Origin of the sequence: Staphylococcus kloosii (assembly GCF_003019255.1) — a bacterium.
Lineage (GTDB): Bacteria > Bacillota > Bacilli > Staphylococcales > Staphylococcaceae > Staphylococcus > Staphylococcus kloosii.
Map to the genome: position 1 here is coordinate 1655207 of NZ_CP027846.1, position 23872 is coordinate 1679078.

Below are 23872 nucleotides of genomic sequence, written 5' to 3' on the forward strand. Positions count from 1 at the left end.
AACTTAAAAATGTATATTTCTCGCTCCCCTTAATAATATATTTAAATGTTATTATTTTTATATAATGAGCGTATAAGTTAAACTATAGTAGGTACGAAATAGAAATTAGAAAACTTTTTAAAATTAGTTAAGTAACCGTTGTTGCTCATTTTAAGTTGAACACATTAAAACTTATAAAATTAATATCATTGAATTTATAAATGATATCTTATCAACAACGTTAAGTTAGGAGCACAAAAATGTCAGAAGAAAAATATGATTTAGTGATTTTAGGAGGCGGAACAGCGGGCTATGTTTCAGCTATTCGCGCATCACAACTTGGTAAAAAAGTTGCCTTAGTCGAAAATAATTTGCTAGGAGGCACTTGTTTACATAAAGGATGTATTCCTACTAAAGCATTACTAAAATCTGCAGAAGTGATGGATACAGTTAAACGCTCAAGTGAATTTGGGATAGATGTTGATAATTTCAAACTTAATTTCAAAAATATTCAACAACGTAAAAACGATATCGTTAATCAAATGCATAATGGTGTAAATCACTTAATGGATCATAACAAAATCGATGTATTTAATGGCACTGGACGAATATTAGGTCCATCTATATTTTCTCCTCAAAGCGGTACAATATCGGTCGAGTATGAGGATGGCGAGTCAGATTTAATTCCTAATTCAAATGTACTTATTTGCACAGGGTCTGAACCTATCTCATTACCATTTTTACCATTTGATCACAATACAATCTTATCTAGTAGTGACATTTTAGCATTAGAACAATTACCTAATACTTTAGCTATTATCGGCGGTGGCGTAATAGGTTTAGAATTTGCATCGCTAATGAATGACTTCGGTGTTGAAGTTAGCGTTATAGAAGCTGGCGAACGCATTTTACCGACCGAAAGTAAAAATATAGCCAATACTTTAAAATCCGAATTAACAAATAAAGGCGTTAAATTTTATGAAAACACGCAATTAACAGAAGAAAAGGTTACAGTTGATAACGAGTCAGTGACATTCAATTTAGAAGATTCACAACTCACAGTGGATAAAGTACTTGTTTCTATAGGACGAAAACCTAGAACTGAAGATATTGGATTAAATAACACTAAAATAAAAACAACTGATAAAGGACACATTATTGTTAATGAATATCAACAAACTGATGATAAACACATATATGCAGCTGGGGATTGTATAGGAAAATTACAATTAGCTCATGTAGGTTCAAAAGAAGGTATGATTGCCGTTGAACATATGTCTGATCAACAGCCATTACCGTTAGACTATAATAAAATGCCACGTTGTGTTTATACGCAACCCGAAGTTGCTTCTATAGGCTTAAATATTGATGAGGCAAAGCAACAAGGATACAAAGCTAGAGCATTTAAAGTGTCATTTAAAGCTATTGGTAAAGCAGTAATCGAAGATACAAATAACCAAAATGGTTTTTGTGAAATCGTGATTGATCAAAATGAAGAAAGTGTTTTAGGACTAAATATGATTGGACCGCATGTTACAGAATTGATTAATGAAGTATCGTTACTACAATTTATGGATGGTTCCACACTTGAACTTGGTTTAACTACTCATGCGCATCCGTCATTATCTGAAGTATTAATGGAATTAGGTCTTAAAGTAGAAAATAGATCAATTCACGTATAAAGGAGGAAATTTCATGTTTGATTATAAATCAGTGGGTCTTAATGAAGACGACTTAAAAGCAATGTTTAAGTGGATGGATTTAGGACGTAAACTGGATGAACGTTTATGGTTGTTAAATAGAGCGGGTAAAATTCCGTTTGTGATTAGCTGTCAGGGACAAGAGGCAGCGCAAATTGGTATGGCATTTGCTATGCGCGAGGGCGATATTTCAGCTCCTTATTATAGAGATTTAGCTTTAGTGACATATTTAGGTATGACGCCATTAGACACTATGCTATCTGCGTTTGGTAAAAGAGACGATATAAATTCTGGTGGTAAACAAATGCCTGCTCACTTTAGTAATAAAAAATTAGGTATTTTATCTCAAAGTTCACCAGTGGGAACTCAAGTACTTCAAGGCGTCGGTGCGGCGCTATCTTTAAAAATGGATAAAAAGCAAAATATTGCAATGTGTACATTAGGTGAAGGCACTTCAAACCAAGGTGATTTTCATGAAGGCTTAAACTTTGCTGGAGTACATAAATTACCTTTTATTTGTGTGATTGAAAACAACAAATATGCAATTTCCGTTCCAGATAGTTTACAATATGGTGCTGAAAAATTATCCGATAGAGCTATTGGTTATGGTATACACGGCGAACACGTAGACGGTAATGACCCAATTGCTATGTATAAAGTAATGAAAGAGGCACGTGATAGAGCGTTAAATGGTGACGGTTCTACACTAATTGAAGCGATGTGCACACGTATGACTGCCCATTCATCAGATGATGACGATAGTGGTTACCGTCCGCAAGAAGAACGTGAAGGACTAAAATCAGAAGATTGTAACGTCAAATTCAAGTCATTTTTATTATCTGAAAATATAATTGATGATGAATGGTTGGCTCAAATTGAACAAGAACATAAAGAAATCGTTAACCAAGCAACTAAAGAAGCAGAAAAAGCACCTTATCCATCACCAGAAGAAACTTATAACTATGTTTACGAAGAAGGGAGCTTTTTAAATGGCTAAGTTAACTTATTTAGATGCGATTCACAATGCTTTAGATCAATCTATGGAAAAAGATAAAGATGTTTTTATTCTTGGTGAAGACGTAGGTAAAAAAGGCGGCGTTTTTGGCGTAACTTTAGGTTTACAACAAAAATACGGCATCGAACGTGTTATTGACACGCCATTAGCCGAATCAAATATCGTTGGTACAGCTGTCGGTGCAGCTATGTTAGGAAAAAGACCTATTGCAGAAATTCAATTTGCTGAATATATTTTACCTGCAACTAACCAAATTATGAGTGAAGCTGCCAAAGTTAGATATAGATCAAACAACGATTGGGATTGTCCAATTACAATTAGAGCTCCTTTTGGTGGCGGCATACATGGTGCCTTATACCATTCACAAAGTGTAGAAAGCATTTTTGCTTCAACACCAGGATTAACGATAGTCATTCCATCGTCACCTTATGATGCTAAAGGCTTATTATTGGCTTCAATTGAATCTAATGATCCGGTATTATATTTTGAACATAAAAAGGCTTATCGTTTATTAAAAGAAGAAGTTCCTGAATCATATTACACTGTGCCTATTGGTAAAGCAGATGTTAAGCGTAAAGGCGACGATATTACAGTATTTTCATATGGTTTATGTGTTAATTACTGTATTCAAGCAGCAGACATGTTAGCCGAAGATGGTATAAATGTAGAAGTTGTAGATTTAAGAACAGTTTATCCACTAGATAAAGAAACAATTATTGATCGTGCTAAACAAACAGGTAAAGTACTATTAGTGACTGAAGACAATTTAGAAGGAAGTGTAATGTCTGAAGTTGCTGCTATTATTGCAGAAAATTGCCTGTTCGATTTAGACGCGCCAATTATGCGTCTTGCAGGTCCAGATGTTCCATCAATGCCATTTGCACCAACAATGGAAGATGAGTTTATGATTAATCCTGACAAGATTCAAACAAAAATGCGTGAGCTTGCAGAATTCTAAGGAGGCACCAACAATGGAAATAAAAATGCCTAAATTAGGTGAAAGTGTCCATGAGGGAACAATAGAACAATGGCTAGTATCTGTCGGCGATACAGTTGAAGAATACGATCCAATTTGTGAAGTCATCACAGATAAAGTAACTGCTGAAGTACCTTCTTCATATACAGGTACCATTAAAGAAATTACTGTTAACGAAGGTGAAACAGTTTCTGTTGGTGAAATTATTTGTCATATGGATGTTGAAGGCGAATCTAGTGATAACACTAGTGAAGAAGTTAGTAGCAATGAACAACCACAAAATGATACTAAACAATTTACCGAAAATAGTCTAGATAATAAACAAGATGAAAACGCGCCTAAAAACAATGGTCGTTATTCACCGGTAGTCTTTAAATTGGCATCTGAAAATGAAATTAACTTATCACAAGTTGTCGGTACAGGCTTTGAAGGTCGTGTTACGAAAAAAGACATCGAAAAAGCAATTAAAGAAGGTACAGCAAAAGAATCTTCTCACTATGTTAATGCAAAAACACCACCAGTTAACACACCAACAACAATAGGCACTCAAGAACCTGGTTCATCTATACCGGTAAATGGTGTTAGAAAACAAATTGCACAAAATATGGTAAATAGTGTAAATGAAATACCACATGCGTGGATGATGATTGAAGCAGATGCAACAAATCTTGTTAAAACACGAAATCATCATAAAGATAGCTTTAAAAATAAAGAAGGCTATAACTTAACGTTCTTTGCTTTCTTTGTGAAAGCAGTGGCAGAATCACTTAAAGCTTATCCATTACTTAATAGTAGTTGGCAAAATGATGAAATAGTAATTCATAAAGATGTAAATATCTCCATCGCCGTCGCTGATGAAGATAAACTTTACGTTCCAGTCATTAAAAATGCTGATGAAAAATCTATTAAAGGTATCGCACGTGAAATTAACGACTTAGCACAAAAAGCACGTTATAAAAAATTGCGTTCTGAAGATATGCAAGGCGGTACATTTACTGTTAACAATACAGGTACGTTTGGCTCTGTTTCATCAATGGGTATTATCAACCACCCACAAGCGGCTATTTTACAAATAGAATCTATTGTAAAAAAACCAGTTGTAATAGATGATATGATTGCTATTCGTAATATGGTTAATTTATGTTTATCTATCGACCACCGTATTTTAGATGGCTTACAAGCTGGAAGATTTATGAATTATGTAAAAACACGCATTGAACAATATGCAATTGAAACTACGAGTATTTTTTAAAAAAGTTACAAAATGATCAATATTTTAAAAAGTCTTACTTACTTTTAAGAATAAATTGTAACGTTCGGTAATCATTTTAAAGAGGGGTAATAAAATCTTTTTACGCAATTAGATTTTAACCTCTCTTTTTTCGTCAAACCAACATGTTGAAGTATAAGTAATAAATTAGTAGAATGAAGATACCAATTTAGAAATGAAAGGTGACCTTAATATGGATTTAAATTTTGATTTATATATGAATGATGTTGTGGATCAAGCAAGAAATGAAATGATAGAAGCTGGTTATGAACAACTAACTAGTGCTGAAGAAGTTGACGAAGTATTACAACAAGATGGAACAACTTTAGTAATGGTTAACTCAGTATGTGGTTGTGCGGGCGGTATGGCTAGACCAGCTGCAACACACAGTTTACATTATGATAAATTACCAGATAGACTTGTAACTGTTTTTGCAGGACAAGATAAAGAAGCCACACAAAGAGCTAGAGAATATTTTGAAGGTTACGCACCATCAAGTCCATCATTTGCACTAATGAAAGATGGCAAAATAACTCAAATGATCGAACGTCATCAAATCGAAGGACATGACGTTATGGATGTCATCACTCAATTACAAAATTTATTCGAAGAATATTGTGAAGAACGATAGAGAGGCATACCAACATGTTGAGTTTAAATCCATACAGAATAGGATTTAGAACGATTAAAACAGCAATTGGCATGGCACTAGGTATAATTATCGCTAAACTATTAGGTCTTGATAATTTTGCTTCTAGTGCCATTTTGGTAGTGCTTTGTATTAAACATACTAAAGTACATTCTTTACAAGCGATTGTCTCACGTTTTGTAAGCTGTACTTTAATTTTAATCTTAGGGTCTATTATCTTTAGTTTATTAGGACAACATGCCATCGTCCTAGGCATAATCGTTTTATTTTTTATACCGTTAACCGTGGTCTTTAAAGTACAAGAAGGTATAGTAACAAGTTGTGTTATTTTACTTCATGTCTTTAATGCACCAACAATAGATTTCCATTTGTTTATTAATGAAATTGAATTACTTATTGTTGGATTAGGCATTGCATTCTTAATGAATTTAATCATGCCAAGTCTTGACAAAAATTTAAAAGCATATAAGAAAAACATAGAAGATAGTTTCACAAAAATATTTATTTGTTTTAGTGACAAATGTGATGATTTGCAACACCCACTCGATATACATTTTTCAGAAATTCAATTAACGATTGAAAAGGCAAAATCGTTAGCATTTAGAGATGTTAAAAATCATTTTGGACGTAATGAAAATTCATACTATCATTACTTTGACATGCGTGAACAACAATTAGATTTAATTCATAGAATAGAAATCATGTTAGAAAACGTTGAATTTAAAGATGAGTTACTGACAAAACTTGCTCAATTATTTAAAGAAGTTGCTGAAAATGTGAATAGTAATGATTATACAGCGCTTAGATTACATTCATTATATGAAATCAGACTACAACTTGATAATTTAGAGTTACCGGATTCTTACGCATCACTCAAAACACGCGCAAGTCTTATACAGTTGTTAAATGAATTAGAAAGTTATTTACAAATTAAATCCGATTTTGGATCATTAAAAACATATAGCGAAGCAGCTTCTTAATTTAGGAACTAAACGTCTTAATTGATGTTTAGTTCTTTTTAATAGCAAAAAAAACTATCGTTAAGATGATATACCTACCGATAGTTTTGTATTAAATTTATTTTGTTATGATTTTACATATCATTATCACAATTTTAAAAGTAAAAATTTAGTAAGACGTTATACACAAATGATTGTTTATACTACATATTGACGTAGTTTTATCCCATAATTGGTGCAAGACTTGATAAAATCAATGCAATAACTACGGCAACTAACATGACAATAATAATTGTTTTTAACACTTTATTACTCAATTGTTATTCCTCCATATGATTTTTTATTAATCAAACCACAATATCAACTAATGACATTACATATTTTATTATAATTCCAATAAGAATAAAAGCAATCCACTAAGTTTGTTTTTAACTAGAAAGTTAGCTACACTTTATATATTGAAACTAAAGTAAATGTATTTCTTAATTTAATTTTAGAAATATACTATTTTTATGGGAGTGTCATGATGGTAAATAACGATAGATTATTAGCAACATTTTTAGAGTTAGTGCAAATTGATTCCGAAACAGGGAATGAAGCTACAATACAGCCAATCTTAAAGAGAAAATTTGAACAATTAAATCTTCAAGTAGAAGAGGACGATGCTGGTAAATATGATTATTTAGGTGCTAATAATTTGATATGTACCTTACCAAGTTCAGAAGGTTATGAAAATAGTGATAAAATCTATTTTACTAGCCATATGGATACAGTAGCACCGGGCATAGGTGTCAAACCAACAGTAGCTGAGGATGGCTATATTTATTCAGATGGCACTACGGTATTAGGCGCCGATGATAAAGCAGGATTAGCCGCAATATTAGAAACAATACAAGTTATAAATGAGCAAAATTTACCGCATGGACAGATGCAATTCGTCATAACTGTTGGTGAAGAGTCTGGTTTAGAAGGTGCAAAAGTTTTAAACTCATCTTTATTAGATGCCGACTACGGTTATGCTGTAGACGCAAGTTCTCCAGTAGGAACAACAGTTATTGGAGCACCTACGCAAATGAAATTATCTGCAACAATTTACGGCAAAAAAGCACATGCAAGTACACCAGATATGGGTGTAAGTGCCATAAATATTGCAGCTAAAGCAATTAGCGAAATGTCATTGGGACGCATTGACGATGAGACTACTGCAAATATTGGCCGTTTTGAAGGCGGTTCAGCGACAAATGTCGTAGCTGATGAGGTAACGCTACAAGCAGAAGCACGTTCACATTCTGAAGATAAAATTAATCAACAAGTCGCTCATATGAAACAAGTTTTTGAAAACACAGCAGAATCATATGGTTGTACTGCGTCTGTAACTATTAAAGAAAGCTATAAAGGCTTTAAAGTTGATGCTGAGGCTAAAGTTGCAAAAATTGCAGCTCTTAGTGCTAGTCAACTAAACCTAGACCCACAAACCAAAGTTGGTGGCGGAGGTTCTGATGCTAGTATTATTAATACTTATGGCATTCCTTCCGTAATATTAGGCGTAGGTTATGAAAATATTCATAGTAAAAATGAAAGAATGGAAATCAAGTCATTACAACTATTAACACAACAATTATTAAAGATAGTCGAATTAACGCATTAACATAGTAAAACTGTTTAAGTGATGTAGGAGACGCTTTGTGATACAATTAGTTTGTAAACTTTAATTAAGAGAGGTTAGTAATATGACACAACAAATTGGTGTAGTAGGTTTAGCAGTAATGGGTAAAAACCTTGCTTGGAATATTGAATCACGTGGTTATAGTGTTTCTGTATTCAACCGTTCTTCTGAAAAAACAGATGAAATGGTCAAAGAATCTGAAGGTAAAAATATTCACCCAACATACTCAATTGAAGAGTTTGTAAATTCATTAGAAAAACCCCGCAAAATCTTATTAATGGTTAAAGCTGGACCAGCAACTGACGCTACAATTGATAGCTTATTACCATTGTTAGACAATGATGATATTTTAATTGATGGTGGTAATACAAATTACGAAAACACTATCAGAAGAAATAAAGCACTTGCTGAAAGTGGCGTTAACTTTATCGGTATGGGCGTTTCAGGCGGAGAAGTTGGTGCGTTAACTGGACCATCATTAATGCCAGGTGGACAAAAAGAAGCATTCGATAAAGTAAGCGATATTTTAGAAGCTATTTCGGCTAAAGCTGACGACGGTGCACCATGTGTTGCTTATATCGGACCAAATGGCGCTGGACATTACGTTAAAATGGTACACAATGGTATCGAATATGCTGACATGCAATTAATTGCTGAAAGTTATGCAATGATGAAAGATTTACTTGGTATGTCACACGAAGAAATTTCTCAAACATTTAAAGACTGGAATGCTGGCGAACTTTCTAGTTACTTAATCGAAATCACTGGTGATATCTTCACTAAATTAGATGAAGGTAGCGATGAAGCACTAGTCGAAAAAATCTTAGATACAGCTGGACAAAAAGGTACAGGTAAATGGACTTCAATCAATGCCTTAGAATTAGGTATTCCATTGACTATCATTACAGAATCTGTATTCGCTAGATTTATTTCTTCAATTAAAGAAGAACGTGTTAATGCTTCAAAACAATTAAATGGACCAAGTGCAAACTTCCAAGGTAATAAAGAAGAATTCTTAGAAAAAATACGTAAAGCTTTATATATGAGTAAAATTTGTTCATATGCACAAGGATTTACTCAAATGAAAAAAGCTAGTGAAGATAACGACTGGAACTTAAAATTAGGCGACTTAGCTATGATTTGGAGAGAAGGTTGTATCATCCGTGCACAATTCTTACAAAAAATTAAAGATGCATTTGATAACGATGCTAACTTACAAAACTTATTATTAGATCCTTACTTCAAAGACATCGTTACAAATTATCAAGATGCATTACGTGATGTTGTAGCTACTGGTGTACAAAATGGGGTACCAACACCAGGATTCTCTGCAAGTATTAACTATTACGATAGTTACCGTTCAGAAAATCTACCAGCTAACTTAATTCAAGCGCAACGTGATTACTTTGGCGCTCATACTTATGAACGTAAAGACCGCGAAGGCGTATTCCATACACAATGGGTAGAAGAATAATAGGTAATTAGTAAAGTACAAGGCATTCTCATATTGAATGCCTTGTTTTTTTATTAATTTTAAAGCAAGCGTTTACATTACTGTTTTAGAAAAGGTAAAATCTAGAGTATAATTAATATATACATACTTTAAAAAATTCTGTGAAGGAGAATGATCATGCAAAGTAAACAATGGTGGAAAGAAGCTGTAGCTTATCAAGTGTACCCCCGTAGTTTTAATGATTCTAACGACGATGGTATTGGAGACTTACGTGGCGTAATTAATAAATTAGATTATTTACAAGATTTAGGCATAGATGTTATTTGGTTAAGTCCAATGTATAAATCGCCTAACGATGATAATGGTTACGATATTAGCGATTATCAAGATATTATGGGTGAGTTTGGTACGATGGAGGACTTTGATGAATTACTAACGTCCATTCATGAAAGAGGTATGAAATTAATTTTAGATTTAGTAGTCAATCATACTTCTGATGAACATCCTTGGTTTATAGAATCTCGATCTAGTAAAGATAGTGCAAAACGCGATTGGTATATATGGAAAGACCCTAAACCTGATGGCAGTGAACCGACAAATTGGGAAAGTATTTTTAACGGTTCTACTTGGGAATATGATAGTAAGACAGACCAGTATTATTTCCACTTATTTAGTAAAAAACAACCCGACTTAAATTGGGAGAATCCAAAGGTTAGGGCAGCTATTATTTCAATGATGAATTGGTGGTTTGATAAAGGGATAGATGGCTTTAGAGTTGATGCAATTACCCATATAAAAAAATCTTTCGAATATGGTGATTTACCAGCAGATAATAATGAACAATATGTGCCGGCGTTCGATGTAGCAATGAATCAACCGGGTATACACGATTGGTTACAAGAGTTAAAAGAAAACAGTTTATCGAAGTACGACATTATGACTGTCGGTGAAGCAAATGGCGTGACACCAGATGATGCAGATTTATGGGTAGGGGAACAAGAAGGTAAATTTAACATGATTTTCCAATTCGAACATTTGGGCTTGTGGAATACTGGTGATGTTAAATTTGATGTTTTATCATATAAACAAGTATTAAACCGTTGGCAGCAACGATTAGCAAACAACGGCTGGAATGCCTTATTTATAGAAAATCATGATCAACCACGTAGGGTGTCTACATGGGGCGATGATCAACAATTTTGGTATGAATCTGCTACGAGTCATGCTATCGTATATTTTTTACAACAAGGTACGCCTTTTATTTATCAAGGCCAAGAAATAGGCATGACCAATTATCCATTTGAGAATATAGAAACTTTTAATGATGTTGCAGTTGTAAATGAATATAATATTGTAAAAGAGCAGGGCGGCGATGTAAACGCCTTATTAAACAAACATAAAATGGAAAATAGAGATAATTCCCGCACACCAATGCAGTGGAACGACGAACCTTTTGCAGGCTTTTCTACTGTAGAACCTTGGTTCCCTGTAAATCCAAATTATAAAAATATCAATGTAGCAGAGCAACAAAAAGATAAACACTCAATTTTAACTTTTTATAAAGATTTAATTAAACTAAAAAAATCTGATGATTTATATACTTATGGTAATTTCGAATTAGTTGATGCAGATAATCCAAAAGTTTTTGCATATACAAGAACTTTAAATAATAAGCGTGCTTTAATTGTAGGTAATCTATCAAATGATACATCTGCACTTAACCTAGATATCACTTTTGATGATTCAAAAATTAAATTACACAATTACAATTCCGCTATTGATTTAAATCATTTAAAACCTTATGAAGCATTTGTTATTCATTTAACTTAATTGGCATTGATGTTAGTAAACCGTAATCGCTAAAGATAGCGGTTTTTATCTTTGTAGTCATGTTATTACTTTACAAACATCCTTTTATAACTATACTAATAACTATCAACAACATAGAAAATAAATAATTTAAATAGCAATATAATAAATAGTATAAAACATTGAATGATGATGAAAGTAGGACATTTTAATGAAAAAATTTGCCATAGCTATACTGATTACAATGACTATGTGTCTAGCAATTGTGTTGAGTATTTTAATAGAAAAGCGTTTGCCATTAACAAACTTCACATCACATAACAATACACGACATTTTGAGGCATCTAATGGTTTATCTGGCCGCTATCATATCTATCCAGCTATACACGCTAAAGGCGTTCTATTATGGCTTCACGGTGACGGTGCATATGAGTTCAAATATCCTAATTCCAAAAGATATTTAGGTGGAGAATTAGGTATTAAAGAAATTGCACGACAACACAATTTAACCCTTATCGTTCCTAAAACACCATCAAAGGATGAGACATGGTGGACAAATGGCGTACCAAATAGTATATATTTAACTGAGTTAATCAATTCTATACCGAATCATCAACATTTATGGATCTGTGGATTCTCAGGTGGTGCTGAAATAACAACGTATTGGTTATTAGAAAAATTACCAAATATGAACGTTAAATCTGGTGGTGCAATTATTTTTAGTGGTGGCGGTTCACCTAAAATTAAAGGTATAACGCATACTTTACCGAAAGATAAATATGTAAAACAATCTTATCCTCTTACTTGGCTTGTAGGCGAATACGACGATGGTACAACGAGCAGTGACAATTTCAATGCGTTAAAACTTAGTAAACAGGGGTATGATTTTTATCGTCAACAGGGATGGGATACTAAACGTTATATCATTCCTAAATTTCATCATGTTCTTACCAAAAATAATCGTGGCATATATGGTCAGTTATTACATAATCATTTAAATTAATAAATATAAATAACGAGCACGTAAGCTTATTATAAGTTTACGTGCTCGCTTTAATTATTGTTATAAATCATTATAGTCGTCCTGATTTACTGGTAACCATAATTGAACTTTAGTGAAACTATCATCAAAAGAAATATCAAAAGGATATACTTCTACGTATAAACTATCTCTCTCATATGGTAATGTCATTTGAAGACTTGTTTCAATGTAATACCATGCTTCATTTGTAATATAATCAATCTCACCTTGTAAATTAAATTTAGCATATTGTCTTTCAGGCAAATAACGGCTTTCTAAATGTTCTGGATAGCGATCACTAGGAACGCCAACAAAAATTTCAACGCCATATTCTAAAGGACAACTAATAACGAAAAGTTCATGAGGACTTACATTATTATAACGTTCTAATTCCTTTATCTTACCATCAATCAATAAATCTTCCAAAATGTCAGGAATTTTAAAAGGATTATCTATATTAGCAGCATTGATAAATTCTGCATATCCCACTAGGTTTATACCATTGATTGTTTCTAATCTATATGAATAAGGTGATTTTTCTGTAGTAGTAATTTTTAAATATTGTCTATTTTTGATATTTAACTGTTCTTTTTTTGCATTCGCTTGTAATGGTGAAATGCCATGGTATTTACTGAATTCATTTGCGAAATCATTGGCGGTTGGATAATGATATTTTTTAGCAATATCTACCATTCTATTAGAACTGGTAATCAGTTCTTGTGCCGCTAAAGTCATTTTACGTGCAAGTGCATATTCAGAAGGTGACTGCCCGACAATCATTTTAAAACTTTGATCTAAATGATACGGTGAAAGACCAACGTAATCACTAAGTTGTTGCATATTAAATTGCTCTAGCAAATGATCTTCGATATAAACAATTGCTTGTTGTATTTGCTTGATAACGTCCAAAACTTCCACTCCTATAAATCTAACAATGTAAACATAAGAAAACTAAACAACAAAAGCTTTATGTTTCACTCTATTTAATATTATTATAGATGTTTCTTAATAGTTTACACCATTTCTTCACATCTGACATCTAAAGTGCTACTTACCGTTTAAGGGTTACACTTATTTATGATTTAAGTTATATAATAACACAAGTGAAAGACAATAAAAAAGCGACAGTAACAGTGTACTTTCACACTATTACTGTCGCTTTAACAAATACTATTAATTAATGAATATCTTCCCACCAATGGAAGCCATCTCTACTTAATAGTAAGTCACTTTCTAACGGACCATTTGTACCCGCTTCATAGTTAGGGAATTCTGGTTCTGTTTTATCCCAGTATTCTTGAATCGCATCAACAAATTTCCAAGTTGATTTTAATTCTTCCCAGTGAGTGAAGTTTGTTGCATCACCATTTAGACAATCGAAAAGTAAGTTTTCATACGCATCGACAGTGTTCATTTTATCTTGAGCACTCATAGCATAAGATAATTGAACAGGTTCTGTTTCAATACCTTGAACATTCTTTTTAGCGTTTAGATGTAGTGACACACCTTCATTAGGTTGAATATTAATAACTAGTAAATTAGAGTCTAGTTTTTTATCTGTTTCGTAATATAAGTTCATTGGTACTTCTTTAAACTCAACTACAACTTGAATTGTTTTACTCTTCATACGTTTACCAGTTCTAATATAGAATGGCACGCCAGCCCATCTAAAGTTATCGATAGTTAATTTACCTGATACAAAAGTAGGGGTTTTTGAATCTTCTGCAACACGGTCTTCGTCACGGTATTTTTTTACTTCTTGTCCACCAATGACACCTTGATCATATTGACCTCTAACAAAGTTTTGGCTAACTTCATCTGGTTCTAATTTTCTTAGAGATTTTAGTGCTTTTACTTTTTCGGCACGAATATCTTCACTGTGTAAGCTAATTGGTGCTTCCATAGCTAATAGAGCTACCATTTGTAACATATGGTTTTGAACCATATCTTTCAGTGCACCACTTGTTTCGTAATAACCACCTCTATCTTCAACACCTAGTATTTCAGAAGAAGTAATTTGAATGTTTGAAATATATTTATTGTTCCATAATGGTTCGAACATTGCATTAGCAAAACGTAATACTTCGATATTTTGTACCATATCTTTACCTAAATAATGGTCGATACGATATATTTCTTCTTCTTTAAATGAACGACGTAATTGTTCATTTAATTGCTCTGCTGATTTAAGGTCAGAGCCGAATGGTTTTTCAATAACTAAACGTTTAAAGCCATCAGTATTAGTTAAACCTGATGATTTTAAGTAATCGGAAATTTCACCAAAGAATTTTGGCGCCATAGCTAGGTAGAATAATCTATTACCTTCAAGTTTAAATTCTTTATCTAAGTTATTACTAAATTCTAATAAAGATTCATAACTTGCTTCGTCACTAACATCATGTCTATGGTAAAATACATGTTCCATAAATTTATCTAAATGTTTAGTGTTTTTTACATGTTCTTGAATTGACGACTTCACTTGACTACGGAAATCATCGTTCGAAATGTCTCTTCTACCTATTCCAATAATTGCGATTTGTTCATTTAAATTTTCTTGTTGATATAAATGGAATAACGATGGAAATAATTTTCTATGGCTCAAATCACCCGTCGCTCCGAATATAGTAATTAAACAAGGGATGTTCTTATTTCTAGTACTCAAGATAAAAACCTCAATTCTTTTTAAAATCTTACTTAATTATAGAACAATTATTACCATAGTTCATATAATTTTGCTTGAAAACAATTTCCTCTTTATTATAACATTATTCTTTATATATGCTAAAATATGTTCAAGAAGAGGAGGCTCATGCATGGAAATAACTTTTTTTGGTACCAGTGCTGGATTACCTACAAAAGAGCGTAACACCCAAGCAATTGCACTTAATTTGGAACCTTACTTAAATAACATATGGTTATTTGACGTAGGTGAAGCAACTCAACATCAAATATTACATCATTCTATAAAATTAGGTAAGGTTAATCATATCTTTATTACTCATATGCATGGCGATCATATTTTTGGGCTTCCTGGTATTTTAACTACTCGTTCATTTCAAGGTGGGGAAGGTAAACCTTTAACTATAGTTGGACCAAAAGGCATCAAGGAATATGTTGAAACAACGTTAAGAGTTTCGGAATCGCGGTTAAATTACCCATTAACTTTTATCGAAATTGACGATCATTTTGCATATCAACATAATGGCTTTACGGTTACAGCTAACTTATTAAATCACGGTATAACCTCATATGGTTATCGTATAGAAGCACCTTATACACCTGGTAAAATTGATGTAGCAGCGTTAAAAAATATCGGGTTAGAACCTGGGCCAAAATACCAAGAAATAAAAGCTAATGACACATTTGAATACGATGGTTTGATTTACGATTCAAATGACTTCAAAGGAGAACCTACGCGAGGGCCAATCGTTGCAATATTTGGAGATACAAAACCATGTACCAATGAATATTTAATTGCAAACGATGCAGATGTTATGATTCATGAAGGCACTTATTTAGAAGGCGACAAAACATTAGCTAATAATTATAATCATAGTCATATTGAAGATGTCTTCGAATTAATGGAACGTGCGAATGTTAAATATGCTCTTATTACACATATTAGTAATCGTTATACTTTTGAAGATGTGGAACAAATTTATAATGAATTAGTTAATCAGCGCCAACAAACAAACTTTAAATTCGTTAGTGATTTTGACTCTTATAAGTTTTAACCTTAAAATTACATATTTTTTATGCATTAAAATAGAGATAGCTGTATTTATTACGGCTATCTCTTTCTTTAAATATTATTATAAATTTTTAATCATCATCATCTTGGTTAGATAATTCAATACTTCTATTTACAGCAGAACGCAGACAATCTTCGAAAATACCTTCGATATCATATTCAGATAATGCATTTAATCCAGCTTGCGTCGTACCGCCTTTAGAAGTAATGTTTTTACGTAACTGTCCCATACTCAATTCTGATCTTTCAATCATTTTACTCGTACCTATAATTAAGTTTCTAATTGATTCTTCTACTTGGTCTTTTTCTAATCCTAAGCGTGTACCAGCCGTTACATATTGTTCGAATACGTGGTATAAAAATGCTGGTCCGCTTCCTGTTATTGCTGTTACTTGATGTAAATTGTCTTCTGGCACTTCAATTGCAGAACCGAATGCATTAATTAAATTATCAACTTCATCCTTAGAAGTAGCACCAAAATTACTTGAGAAACTTATACCTGTTACAGAATGACCAACGTGTGCATTTGTATTAGGCATAATACGTGCTATAGGATTTTTAGTATCTAATTGCTCTCTAATATAATCCATCGGTAAACCAGCCATAATTGAGATAAATTTATTTTTATCAGTAATATAAGGTCGAATTCTTTCTGCTAACGACTCAAAATCATATGGTTTTGTACCAATAAAGACGTAATCAGCTTGAGCAAGCAATGCTTTGTCATCGTAACTATAATTTACGCCTAGTTCTTGTGCGTAATCCTTTAAAGCTTGCTCATTTGATCTATTTGTTAAATAGATATCATTAGAATCAATAACATTTGAATTAACTATTCCCGTAAAAATAGCATGTGCCATATTACCTGCTCCGTAAAACACTAGTTTCATGTAGAATCAACACTTCCTTATTATGTGATGTTTCCATACTAACATAGTTGTATTATTTTCCTAATGATTATATGTAATTATTTACAAAGATAAAGAATAAATTTATACTATTAAAAATATTAATTAGTAGTGAGGTGTTATTTTTGCAACGGCAACATTATATAATAACGGGGGCAACAAGTGGTTTAGGATTGGCTCTCTTAAAAGCCTTATTACAAAAAAATGTACAAGTAACTGTATTGGCACGCAATCCTCAAAAGATTACACAATTAACGCGTACGGTTAATTCAAAGCAGTTAACTATTATTAACTGTGATTTGCTTAATCTTGATGATATAAACAACATTCCTTTACAACTACCTAACACTAAAATAGATGGTTTAATATATAGTTCAGGAACTGGGTATTTTAAATCGTTACAAGCACATACTATTGAAGAAATATTAGAAACATATCAATTAAATATTGTTAATTTCAATGTCTTGTTTAAAGTGTTATTACCATACTTCACAACCAATGCTTCTATAGTTGGCATTGGTAGTCAGGCAGCATATACTACTCAAGCTTATGCAGCACATTATGGTGCTAGCAAGGCCGCATTTATTCAATTAATGAATGCATTACGCTTAGAACATCCATCGTTTCACGTTATGACGGTCAATACGGGTCCTGTTAATACACCTTTTCACAACCATGCAGATCCGACATTAAAATATGCTAAAAAATATCAACGTATAATGCTAGATCCTACACGATTGGCTCATGATATTATCGATGGTATAAAGAAACACAAAACAGAGATTAATAAACCAAGTTGGATGCATTTAATGCTCAAAATTTACAATTTAGCACCACGTACGGTTGAACGACTATTTCCTTTTGCTTTTAAAAATAAAAAATAAAATAAAAATCCCAACAATTCAATATTGTTGGGATTAATTTTATAGAGTTTATTTTACGTGCTGTGTATATTGTAAGTTTTTCACGCGTTCTCTTGCCGCTTTTAATTGTTCGTTACCAATGGCTTGAGCCGCTTCGTAATTTTTAATATTCTCTTCAAGTTGAGCAGGGCTGCTAGCACCTACAATAATAGAACCTAATGCTGCTTGTGATTTTAAATATTTAAATGTTAAAGCTGTCAAATTATTTTCTACTTCTTTAACTGAAGCAATTGTTTCTCCTAATTCTTGGTAAGTGTAATCAAAGATACCTTCATTAAATTTATTGTCTAATGCTTTACTACTATTAGCAGTTAGAAGTCCTTTGAATACTGGTCCACGAGCTAAAATTTTCACGTTGTTAGCATTAACTTCATCAACTAAATCCTCTGGTCTATTATCAATAAGATTGAATTGCGACATTAACGTTTCTATTTGACTATGTTCTAAATAATATCTTATTACATTAGGTCTTATAGAAGAAATGCCATACGCACGAACAATACCTTCTTGTTTTAACTCATCAAAAGCACTAATTGTTTCATCTAAAGGATCATCAATCGTACCACCATGTAGTTGATATAAATCTAGCTCATCTAATCCTAAATTTTTCAATGAATCTTTTACTGCTGATTTAATATATTTTTTTGATGGATCCCAAAATGTTGAACCATCATCTTTTAAATGATTTCCTACTTTTGTACCGATGACAATATCATCTCGATTTTGGTATTTTTTCAATGCCTTACCGACGATTTTTTCATTGATTCCTTTATCGTAAATATCAGCTGTATCAAAATAAGTGATACCTTGATCAATTGCACTTTCGATAATTGATTCGGCCTTATCATATTCAGTACCAAGGCTCATACAACCTAATCCTACTTCAGATAATTCAATGCCACTTTTCAATACGTTCTTTTGCATGTTGTTTCTCCTTTCGATACACTAATGAGATAAGATAAAGAGGCGTACAAATTAAGTAATAACTTAGTTTGTAACTTTTTATATTAATTCATAAATGAATTGTGTATGACACCTCCATTATCAATATACCAATCTTAACAGTATCTATAAAATATTTAAAGGAACGTGATTACCATGAACTTATATGAAAAAACTACAAATAAAACAAGTATCTATGAAGGGAAAATTATAGATTTAGAAGTACACGATGTTGAACTACCAAATGGTGAAACTTCTACGCGAGAAATAGTATTACACAATGGGGCAGTTGCTGTATGTGCATTGACGCCTGACAATAAAATCGTATTAGTTAAGCAATTTAGAAAACCACTAGACGATACTATGTTAGAAATACCAGCCGGTAAATTAGAAATAGGGGAAGAAAGAGAAGAAGCGGCTAAGAGAGAATTAGAAGAAGAAACTGGTTATAAAGCAAAATCATTGCAACTTATTACCGATATGTATGGTTCACCCGGGTTTACAAACGAAAAAATCTCAATATATTTAGCAACAGAATTACTTCCAGGCGAAGTTCATTTAGACGAAGATGAATTTATAGAAATTCACGAATTATCAATTAGCGAAGCTCAACAAAAGCTCTTAAACAATGAAATCAACGATGCTAAGACTATTATTGCAGTTCAATATCTATTACTTAATTATAATCATTCTAAATAGATAATAGAATTAACTTGCGAATTTTATCAATTATTGGTATTTTAGATATGTATCATTAATGTAAATTAAAATGATTATAATTATTAGTAGGGGAGTGAGGCTTCCGTGGAAGAACGTTTAAATCGCGTGAAGCAACAATTACAGCAATCATCATATAAATTAACTCCACAAAGAGAAGCAACTTTAAGAGTTTTAATTGAAAATGAAAAAGATCACTTAAGCGCTGAAGATGTTTATTTAAAAGTTAAAGATAAGGCACCTGAAATCGGTTTAGCCACAGTATATAGAACATTAGAATTACTAGCAGAATTAAAAGTTGTCGATAAAATTAATTTCGGCGATGGCGTAGCTAGATTTGATTTACGTAAAGAAGGCGCCAAACACTTCCATCACCATTTAGTTTGTATGGAATGTGGCAAAGTTGAAGAAATCGAAGAGGACTTATTACCTAAAGTTGAAGAAAAAGTTGAACAAGACTTTAACTTTAGAATATTAGACCATCGTCTAACGTTCCATGGCGTTTGTTCTTCCTGTCAGGCTAAAGGAAAATAATGACAGATTGAAGTTTATGAGGTGGCTATATGGAAACCATAAAAAACGAATACTTAAAATTTATTCAAATAGAAAAAGGGCTTAGTTCAAATACAATTGGAGCGTATCGTAGAGATTTAGATAAATATGTAGCGTATTTAAACGAGCATAAAATTGACCATATTGATTTCGTAGATAGACAAACGATTCAACAATGTTTGGGCTATTTACACGATCAGGGTGCATCCGCTAAGTCTCTAGCCCGTTTTATTTCGACTGTGCGTAGTTTCCATCAATTTGCATTAAGAGAAAAATATGCAGCTAAAGATCCAACAGTATTAATTGAAACACCTAAATACGAGAGAAGGTTACCTGACGTTCTAGAAGTTGATGAAATTGTAGCTTTACTTGAAACACCGGATATTAGTAAAAATAACGGTTATAGAGATAGAACGATGTTAGAATTATTATATGCAACAGGTATGCGTGTTTCTGAGCTTATTCAATTAGAAGTCGAAAATGTCAATTTAATTATGGGCTTTGTACGTGTCTTTGGTAAAGGAAATAAAGAACGTATCGTACCTTTAGGTGATACAGTGATTGATTTCTTAACTAAATATATAGAAACCGTACGACCACAGTTACTTAAAAAGACAACAACTGATGCATTATTTTTAAACTTGCATGGTAAACCTTTGTCCAGACAAGGTATATGGAAAATGATTAAACAAACAGGTATTAAAGCTAATATTAATAAAACTTTAACACCACACACATTAAGACACTCTTTTGCTACACATTTACTTGAAAATGGTGCTGATTTAAGAGCAGTACAAGAAATGTTAGGCCATTCGGATATTTCTACCACACAATTATATACACATGTATCCAAATCACAAATTAGAAAAATGTATAATGCTTTTCATCCAAGAGCTTAAGATATTGTACATTTATAAAACCACATGCCTTCTTGAGACATGTGGTTTTTTACATTATTTAAATAACCGATTGTTTTTTTGTATAGACGCTTCTCTTGCTTGGATTACTTCGCTACGATCTCTTTTTTTATGATGATGGACAATATAGTCATCATCAATCACATATGGTGTCAATATATAGTTTGGAAACTCTTGTAATATTTGTTGTTCCATCGTCTTTGTAATAGGTAATTGAATTGGTTCAAATGCTTTTTGTTGTTCTATATTGTTGATCATTTGAACAATTAATTTTTGGTAATACTCAATGTTAAGACCTAAATTTTGAGAGCTTTCAGCTTGTGTTATAACTTTATAAGCACGTTGAAAAGAACGTTTAGCACCGACATGATTATGCCGACGATAATGGTAACAGCCTGTTGCAAAAAGTATTAAACTTACGACAGGATCGTTTTTACTAAAAGATGGATTTTCTTTCCAAGCTTCTTCTAAAATATCATGGCAAAAAAAGTAATGTTGTTCTGTATGAAATTGATAATAAAATAATTTTAGTGCATTATCCATAAACTTTCGCTCCAAAAATTTATTGTTTATTACAAACATGGTATAATATTTTAGTGAATAACGCACTTAACTTGCAACTAATATGAGGTAGATAAAATGTATGAAGTAAAATTAGATGCTTTTAATGGTCCTTTGGATTTATTGTTGCATCTTATCCAAAAATTTGAAATTGATATTTATGATATCCCAATGAAGTCACTCACAGAACAATATTTACAATATATACATACGATGAACCAACTAGAAATCAATGTAGCGAGTGATTATTTAGTAATGGCTTCCGAACTATTAATGATTAAAAGTAAAATGTTGCTACCTCAAAGTGATGAAACTGAGGATTTCGAAGAGGACCCGCGTGAAAATTTAGTTGGGCGTTTAATAGAATATCAAAATTACAAAGAATACACTGAAACTTTAAATGAGAAGAAAGAAGAACGTGCGCATTATTTTTCAAAGCATCCAACTGATTTATCTCACTTAGAACAAAATGAGACTTGGGATCCTGACAATACGATAGATTTAACAGAATTAATAATTGCGTATCAACGAGTCAAAAACAGAATGGAACTTAATACACCAAAGGCAGTTAACATACATAAAGAAACTTTTACGATTCAACAAGCTACTTCTCAAGTACAGCAACGTTTACAACAGGAGAGCTCTTTTAATTTCTTTAGTTTGTTTAATTTTTCAGAACCTGTGGAAATGGTAGTCACACATTTTTTAGCAATTTTAGAAATGTCTAAATCTGGTGTTATCAATATAGAACAACAAAAAAGTTTTGAAGATATTAATATTATAAGGGGCGTAAATTATGGCATTAATGCATAACGGCATCTTAGAAGCACTGCTGTATACTGCAGGTGATGAAGGTATAGAAGAACGACAATTACTTGAAATATTAGAGTATGATCAATCAACTTTACATGAACTCATTTCAAACTACGAATCTCCCGGTTTATTGATTCAAAAATTTGGTACTACATATGTGCTAACGACAAAAAAGGAAGCTTCAGAATATGTAGAAAAATTAGTTGAACAAAAAGCCAACATGAAAATATCACAAGCAGCTATGGAAGCATTATCTATTATTGCTTATAATCAACCGATTTCTAGAAGTGATATTGAAATGATTAGAGGTATTAATTCAGATGGTGCTGTAAAAACATTAATTGCCAAAGGGTTAGTGGAAGCTAAAGAAGAAGATGCTTCACGTAGCCACCAACTGTATACTACAAATTTATTTTTAAATGTATTTGGTATTGAAAATATCGATGATTTACCAACAACTGACGAAGAAGATGAAGAAATCGAAGCGTTCTTCAGCAATTTAGTCAATCAAAAAGGAGAAAATAATGAGTAACGAAATGGAAAGATTACAAAAGCGTATCGCCAATAGTGGTTATACATCTAGACGTAAAGCAGAAGTATTAATAGAAGAAGGTAAAGTAAAAGTAAATGGCGAAACAGTGACTGAATTAGGTACGAAAGTAAAATCTTCAGATACTGTTGAAGTCGAAGGCATTAAACTAGAACAAGAAGACAAACTATATATTTTATTCTATAAACCAGCGCAAGTCATTACAAGTGTTTCAGATGACAAAGGTCGTAAAGTAGTGACTGACTATTTTAAAGAACTTGATACAAGAATTTATCCTGTAGGTAGATTAGATTACGATACTTCAGGTTTATTGTTATTAACTAACGATGGTGATTTTACTAATTTAATGACGCATCCACGTTATAAAATCAAAAAGAAATATGTCGTCAAACTAAAAGGTTATTTAATGCGTGAAGAAGTAAAAGCGTTAGAAAAAGGCGTAAAATTAGAAGACGGTGTAACACAACCAGCTACAGTTAAAATTAAAAACCAAGATAAAGAGAAATCTACTACACTAGTAGAAATTACCATTACAGAAGGTCGCAATAGACAAGTGCGTCGTATGTTCGAATATTTCGGTCATGAAGTTTCAAAATTACAAAGAATAGAATTTGGTCCTTTAAACTTAACAGGTTTAAATGCTGGTGAAGGCAGGGTATTAACACCGCATGAAGTAAAAACATTACGTCATTTAGCGGAGAATGGTTAATAATAATAATTGTACTCGATTGAAATTGAGAA

At 32.4% G+C, this 23872-nt stretch carries 24 protein-coding genes; 18 read left to right on the forward strand and 6 right to left on the reverse strand.

The window, feature by feature from the left end; translation table 11 throughout:
* Positions 1-239: 239 nt before the first annotated feature.
* From lpdA to C7J89_RS08315, 6 genes are all read left to right on the forward strand, one after another.
* Positions 240-1661, forward strand: a complete 1422-nt coding sequence (gene lpdA, locus C7J89_RS08290; protein ID WP_103295137.1) for a dihydrolipoyl dehydrogenase — start codon at positions 240-242, stop codon at positions 1659-1661.
* 13 nt (positions 1662-1674) lie between these two features.
* Positions 1675-2676: a thiamine pyrophosphate-dependent dehydrogenase E1 component subunit alpha gene (locus tag C7J89_RS08295; RefSeq protein WP_061854611.1), complete on the forward strand. Its 1002-nt coding sequence runs from the start codon at positions 1675-1677 to the stop codon at positions 2674-2676.
* Positions 2669-3652 (forward strand): alpha-ketoacid dehydrogenase subunit beta, encoded by a 984-nt coding sequence (locus tag C7J89_RS08300; protein ID WP_103295136.1) that lies wholly within the window; start codon positions 2669-2671, stop codon positions 3650-3652. Before C7J89_RS08295 ends, C7J89_RS08300 begins: the two co-directional genes overlap by 8 nt.
* Before the next feature lie 13 nt (positions 3653-3665).
* Positions 3666-4922 carry a dihydrolipoamide acetyltransferase family protein gene (locus tag C7J89_RS08305; protein ID WP_103295135.1) on the forward strand — a complete coding sequence of 419 codons (1257 nt, stop codon included), beginning with the start codon at positions 3666-3668 and terminating at the stop codon, positions 4920-4922.
* Positions 4923-5133: 211 nt separating this feature from the next.
* On the forward strand, positions 5134-5571 hold the full coding sequence (gene brxB / locus C7J89_RS08310) for a bacilliredoxin BrxB (protein ID WP_103295134.1): 438 nt from the start codon (positions 5134-5136) through the stop codon (positions 5569-5571).
* 14 nt (positions 5572-5585) lie between these two features.
* Positions 5586-6569 (forward strand): aromatic acid exporter family protein, encoded by a 984-nt coding sequence (locus tag C7J89_RS08315; protein WP_103295133.1) that lies wholly within the window; start codon positions 5586-5588, stop codon positions 6567-6569.
* A gap of 200 nt (positions 6570-6769) precedes the next feature.
* On the opposite strand, the gene prli42 is transcribed toward C7J89_RS08315, so the two are convergent.
* A complete protein-coding gene (prli42, locus tag C7J89_RS13230) occupies positions 6770-6865 on the reverse strand; it encodes a stressosome-associated protein Prli42 (RefSeq protein ID WP_157881583.1) in 96 nt (31 codons plus the stop codon).
* A gap of 209 nt (positions 6866-7074) precedes the next feature.
* Here prli42 and C7J89_RS08320 point away from each other — a divergent pair, with 209 nt between their 5' ends.
* The 4 genes from C7J89_RS08320 to C7J89_RS08335 all read left to right on the forward strand — a co-directional run bounded on the left by C7J89_RS08320 (position 7075) and on the right by C7J89_RS08335 (position 12479).
* Positions 7075-8196, forward strand: a complete 1122-nt coding sequence (locus C7J89_RS08320) for a M20/M25/M40 family metallo-hydrolase (RefSeq protein WP_103295132.1) — start codon at positions 7075-7077, stop codon at positions 8194-8196.
* An 82-nt stretch (positions 8197-8278) separates the two neighbouring features.
* Positions 8279-9688 (forward strand): NADP-dependent phosphogluconate dehydrogenase, encoded by a 1410-nt coding sequence (gene gndA, locus C7J89_RS08325; RefSeq protein WP_103295131.1) that lies wholly within the window; start codon positions 8279-8281, stop codon positions 9686-9688.
* A gap of 156 nt (positions 9689-9844) precedes the next feature.
* On the forward strand, positions 9845-11497 hold the full coding sequence (locus C7J89_RS08330) for a glycoside hydrolase family 13 protein (protein WP_103295130.1): 1653 nt from the start codon (positions 9845-9847) through the stop codon (positions 11495-11497).
* Between the two features lie 190 nt (positions 11498-11687).
* Positions 11688-12479, forward strand: a complete 792-nt coding sequence (locus tag C7J89_RS08335; RefSeq protein ID WP_233432427.1) for an alpha/beta hydrolase — start codon at positions 11688-11690, stop codon at positions 12477-12479.
* Between the two features lie 60 nt (positions 12480-12539).
* On the opposite strand, the gene C7J89_RS08340 is transcribed toward C7J89_RS08335, so the two are convergent.
* Together C7J89_RS08340 and zwf are read right to left on the reverse strand one after the other, a co-directional pair.
* A complete protein-coding gene (locus C7J89_RS08340; protein WP_103295129.1) occupies positions 12540-13406 on the reverse strand; it encodes an AraC family transcriptional regulator in 867 nt (288 codons plus the stop codon).
* Between the two features lie 268 nt (positions 13407-13674).
* Entirely contained in the window at positions 13675-15159 is a 1485-nt protein-coding gene (gene zwf / locus C7J89_RS08345; protein WP_061854620.1) for a glucose-6-phosphate dehydrogenase, read from the reverse strand.
* 151 nt (positions 15160-15310) lie between these two features.
* Between zwf and rnz the strand changes: the two genes are divergently transcribed.
* Positions 15311-16231 carry a ribonuclease Z gene (gene rnz / locus C7J89_RS08350; protein ID WP_103295128.1) on the forward strand — a complete coding sequence of 307 codons (921 nt, stop codon included), beginning with the start codon at positions 15311-15313 and terminating at the stop codon, positions 16229-16231.
* Positions 16232-16319: 88 nt separating this feature from the next.
* On the opposite strand, the gene proC is transcribed toward rnz, so the two are convergent.
* Positions 16320-17138 (reverse strand): pyrroline-5-carboxylate reductase, encoded by an 819-nt coding sequence (proC, locus tag C7J89_RS08355; RefSeq protein ID WP_061854622.1) that lies wholly within the window; start codon positions 17136-17138, stop codon positions 16320-16322.
* Between the two features lie 143 nt (positions 17139-17281).
* Here proC and C7J89_RS08360 point away from each other — a divergent pair, with 143 nt between their 5' ends.
* A complete protein-coding gene (locus C7J89_RS08360) occupies positions 17282-18040 on the forward strand; it encodes an SDR family NAD(P)-dependent oxidoreductase (RefSeq protein WP_103295127.1) in 759 nt (252 codons plus the stop codon).
* Positions 18041-18088: 48 nt separating this feature from the next.
* Here C7J89_RS08360 and C7J89_RS08365 read toward each other — a convergent pair whose 3' ends face one another.
* Complete coding sequence (locus tag C7J89_RS08365) at positions 18089-19003, reverse strand: aldo/keto reductase (protein ID WP_103295126.1); 915 nt, start codon at positions 19001-19003, stop codon at positions 18089-18091.
* A 174-nt stretch (positions 19004-19177) separates the two neighbouring features.
* On the opposite strand from C7J89_RS08365, the gene C7J89_RS08370 reads away from it, so the two are divergent.
* The 3 genes from C7J89_RS08370 (at position 19178) to xerD (ending at position 21189) form a co-directional block, all read left to right on the forward strand.
* Complete coding sequence (locus C7J89_RS08370; RefSeq protein ID WP_103295125.1) at positions 19178-19720, forward strand: NUDIX domain-containing protein; 543 nt, start codon at positions 19178-19180, stop codon at positions 19718-19720.
* Positions 19721-19825: 105 nt separating this feature from the next.
* Entirely contained in the window at positions 19826-20272 is a 447-nt protein-coding gene (gene fur, locus C7J89_RS08375) for a ferric iron uptake transcriptional regulator (RefSeq protein ID WP_048793634.1), read from the forward strand.
* Between the two features lie 29 nt (positions 20273-20301).
* Positions 20302-21189, forward strand: coding sequence for a site-specific tyrosine recombinase XerD (xerD, locus tag C7J89_RS08380; protein ID WP_061854626.1), 888 nt, complete (start codon positions 20302-20304; stop codon positions 21187-21189).
* 54 nt (positions 21190-21243) lie between these two features.
* On the opposite strand, the gene C7J89_RS08385 is transcribed toward xerD, so the two are convergent.
* Positions 21244-21750: a DUF309 domain-containing protein gene (locus tag C7J89_RS08385; RefSeq protein ID WP_103295124.1), complete on the reverse strand. Its 507-nt coding sequence runs from the start codon at positions 21748-21750 to the stop codon at positions 21244-21246.
* 96 nt (positions 21751-21846) lie between these two features.
* Here C7J89_RS08385 and C7J89_RS08390 point away from each other — a divergent pair, with 96 nt between their 5' ends.
* From C7J89_RS08390 to C7J89_RS08400, 3 genes are read left to right on the forward strand one after another with little or no spacing between them, the layout of a single operon-like run.
* Positions 21847-22581: a segregation and condensation protein A gene (locus C7J89_RS08390; RefSeq protein ID WP_103295123.1), complete on the forward strand. Its 735-nt coding sequence runs from the start codon at positions 21847-21849 to the stop codon at positions 22579-22581.
* Entirely contained in the window at positions 22565-23113 is a 549-nt protein-coding gene (gene scpB / locus C7J89_RS08395) for an SMC-Scp complex subunit ScpB (protein ID WP_061854629.1), read from the forward strand. Before C7J89_RS08390 ends, scpB begins: the two co-directional genes overlap by 17 nt.
* A complete protein-coding gene (locus tag C7J89_RS08400; protein WP_103295122.1) occupies positions 23106-23840 on the forward strand; it encodes a pseudouridine synthase in 735 nt (244 codons plus the stop codon). Before scpB ends, C7J89_RS08400 begins: the two co-directional genes overlap by 8 nt.
* Positions 23841-23872: the final 32 nt, after the last annotated feature.

What these genes read in the sequence shown, in the direction of transcription:
- lpdA (WP_103295137.1), top strand. Translation starts at nt 240, where the DNA reads ATGTCAGAAGAAAAATATGATTTAGTGATTTTAGGAGGCGGAACAGCG.
- C7J89_RS08295 (WP_061854611.1), top strand. Translation starts at nt 1,675, where the DNA reads ATGTTTGATTATAAATCAGTGGGTCTTAATGAAGACGACTTAAAAGCA.
- C7J89_RS08300 (WP_103295136.1), top strand. Translation starts at nt 2,669, where the DNA reads ATGGCTAAGTTAACTTATTTAGATGCGATTCACAATGCTTTAGATCAA.
- C7J89_RS08305 (WP_103295135.1), top strand. Translation starts at nt 3,666, where the DNA reads ATGGAAATAAAAATGCCTAAATTAGGTGAAAGTGTCCATGAGGGAACA.
- brxB (WP_103295134.1), top strand. Translation starts at nt 5,134, where the DNA reads ATGGATTTAAATTTTGATTTATATATGAATGATGTTGTGGATCAAGCA.
- C7J89_RS08315 (WP_103295133.1), top strand. Translation starts at nt 5,586, where the DNA reads ATGTTGAGTTTAAATCCATACAGAATAGGATTTAGAACGATTAAAACA.
- C7J89_RS08320 (WP_103295132.1), top strand. Translation starts at nt 7,075, where the DNA reads ATGGTAAATAACGATAGATTATTAGCAACATTTTTAGAGTTAGTGCAA.
- gndA (WP_103295131.1), top strand. Translation starts at nt 8,279, where the DNA reads ATGACACAACAAATTGGTGTAGTAGGTTTAGCAGTAATGGGTAAAAAC.
- C7J89_RS08330 (WP_103295130.1), top strand. Translation starts at nt 9,845, where the DNA reads ATGCAAAGTAAACAATGGTGGAAAGAAGCTGTAGCTTATCAAGTGTAC.
- C7J89_RS08335 (WP_233432427.1), top strand. Translation starts at nt 11,688, where the DNA reads ATGAAAAAATTTGCCATAGCTATACTGATTACAATGACTATGTGTCTA.
- rnz (WP_103295128.1), top strand. Translation starts at nt 15,311, where the DNA reads ATGGAAATAACTTTTTTTGGTACCAGTGCTGGATTACCTACAAAAGAG.
- proC (WP_061854622.1), bottom strand. Translation starts at nt 17,138, where the DNA reads ATGAAACTAGTGTTTTACGGAGCAGGTAATATGGCACATGCTATTTTT.
- C7J89_RS08365 (WP_103295126.1), bottom strand. Translation starts at nt 19,003, where the DNA reads ATGCAAAAGAACGTATTGAAAAGTGGCATTGAATTATCTGAAGTAGGA.
- C7J89_RS08370 (WP_103295125.1), top strand. Translation starts at nt 19,178, where the DNA reads ATGAACTTATATGAAAAAACTACAAATAAAACAAGTATCTATGAAGGG.
- xerD (WP_061854626.1), top strand. Translation starts at nt 20,302, where the DNA reads ATGGAAACCATAAAAAACGAATACTTAAAATTTATTCAAATAGAAAAA.
- C7J89_RS08385 (WP_103295124.1), bottom strand. Translation starts at nt 21,750, where the DNA reads ATGGATAATGCACTAAAATTATTTTATTATCAATTTCATACAGAACAA.
- C7J89_RS08390 (WP_103295123.1), top strand. Translation starts at nt 21,847, where the DNA reads ATGTATGAAGTAAAATTAGATGCTTTTAATGGTCCTTTGGATTTATTG.
- scpB (WP_061854629.1), top strand. Translation starts at nt 22,565, where the DNA reads ATGGCATTAATGCATAACGGCATCTTAGAAGCACTGCTGTATACTGCA.
- C7J89_RS08400 (WP_103295122.1), top strand. Translation starts at nt 23,106, where the DNA reads ATGAGTAACGAAATGGAAAGATTACAAAAGCGTATCGCCAATAGTGGT.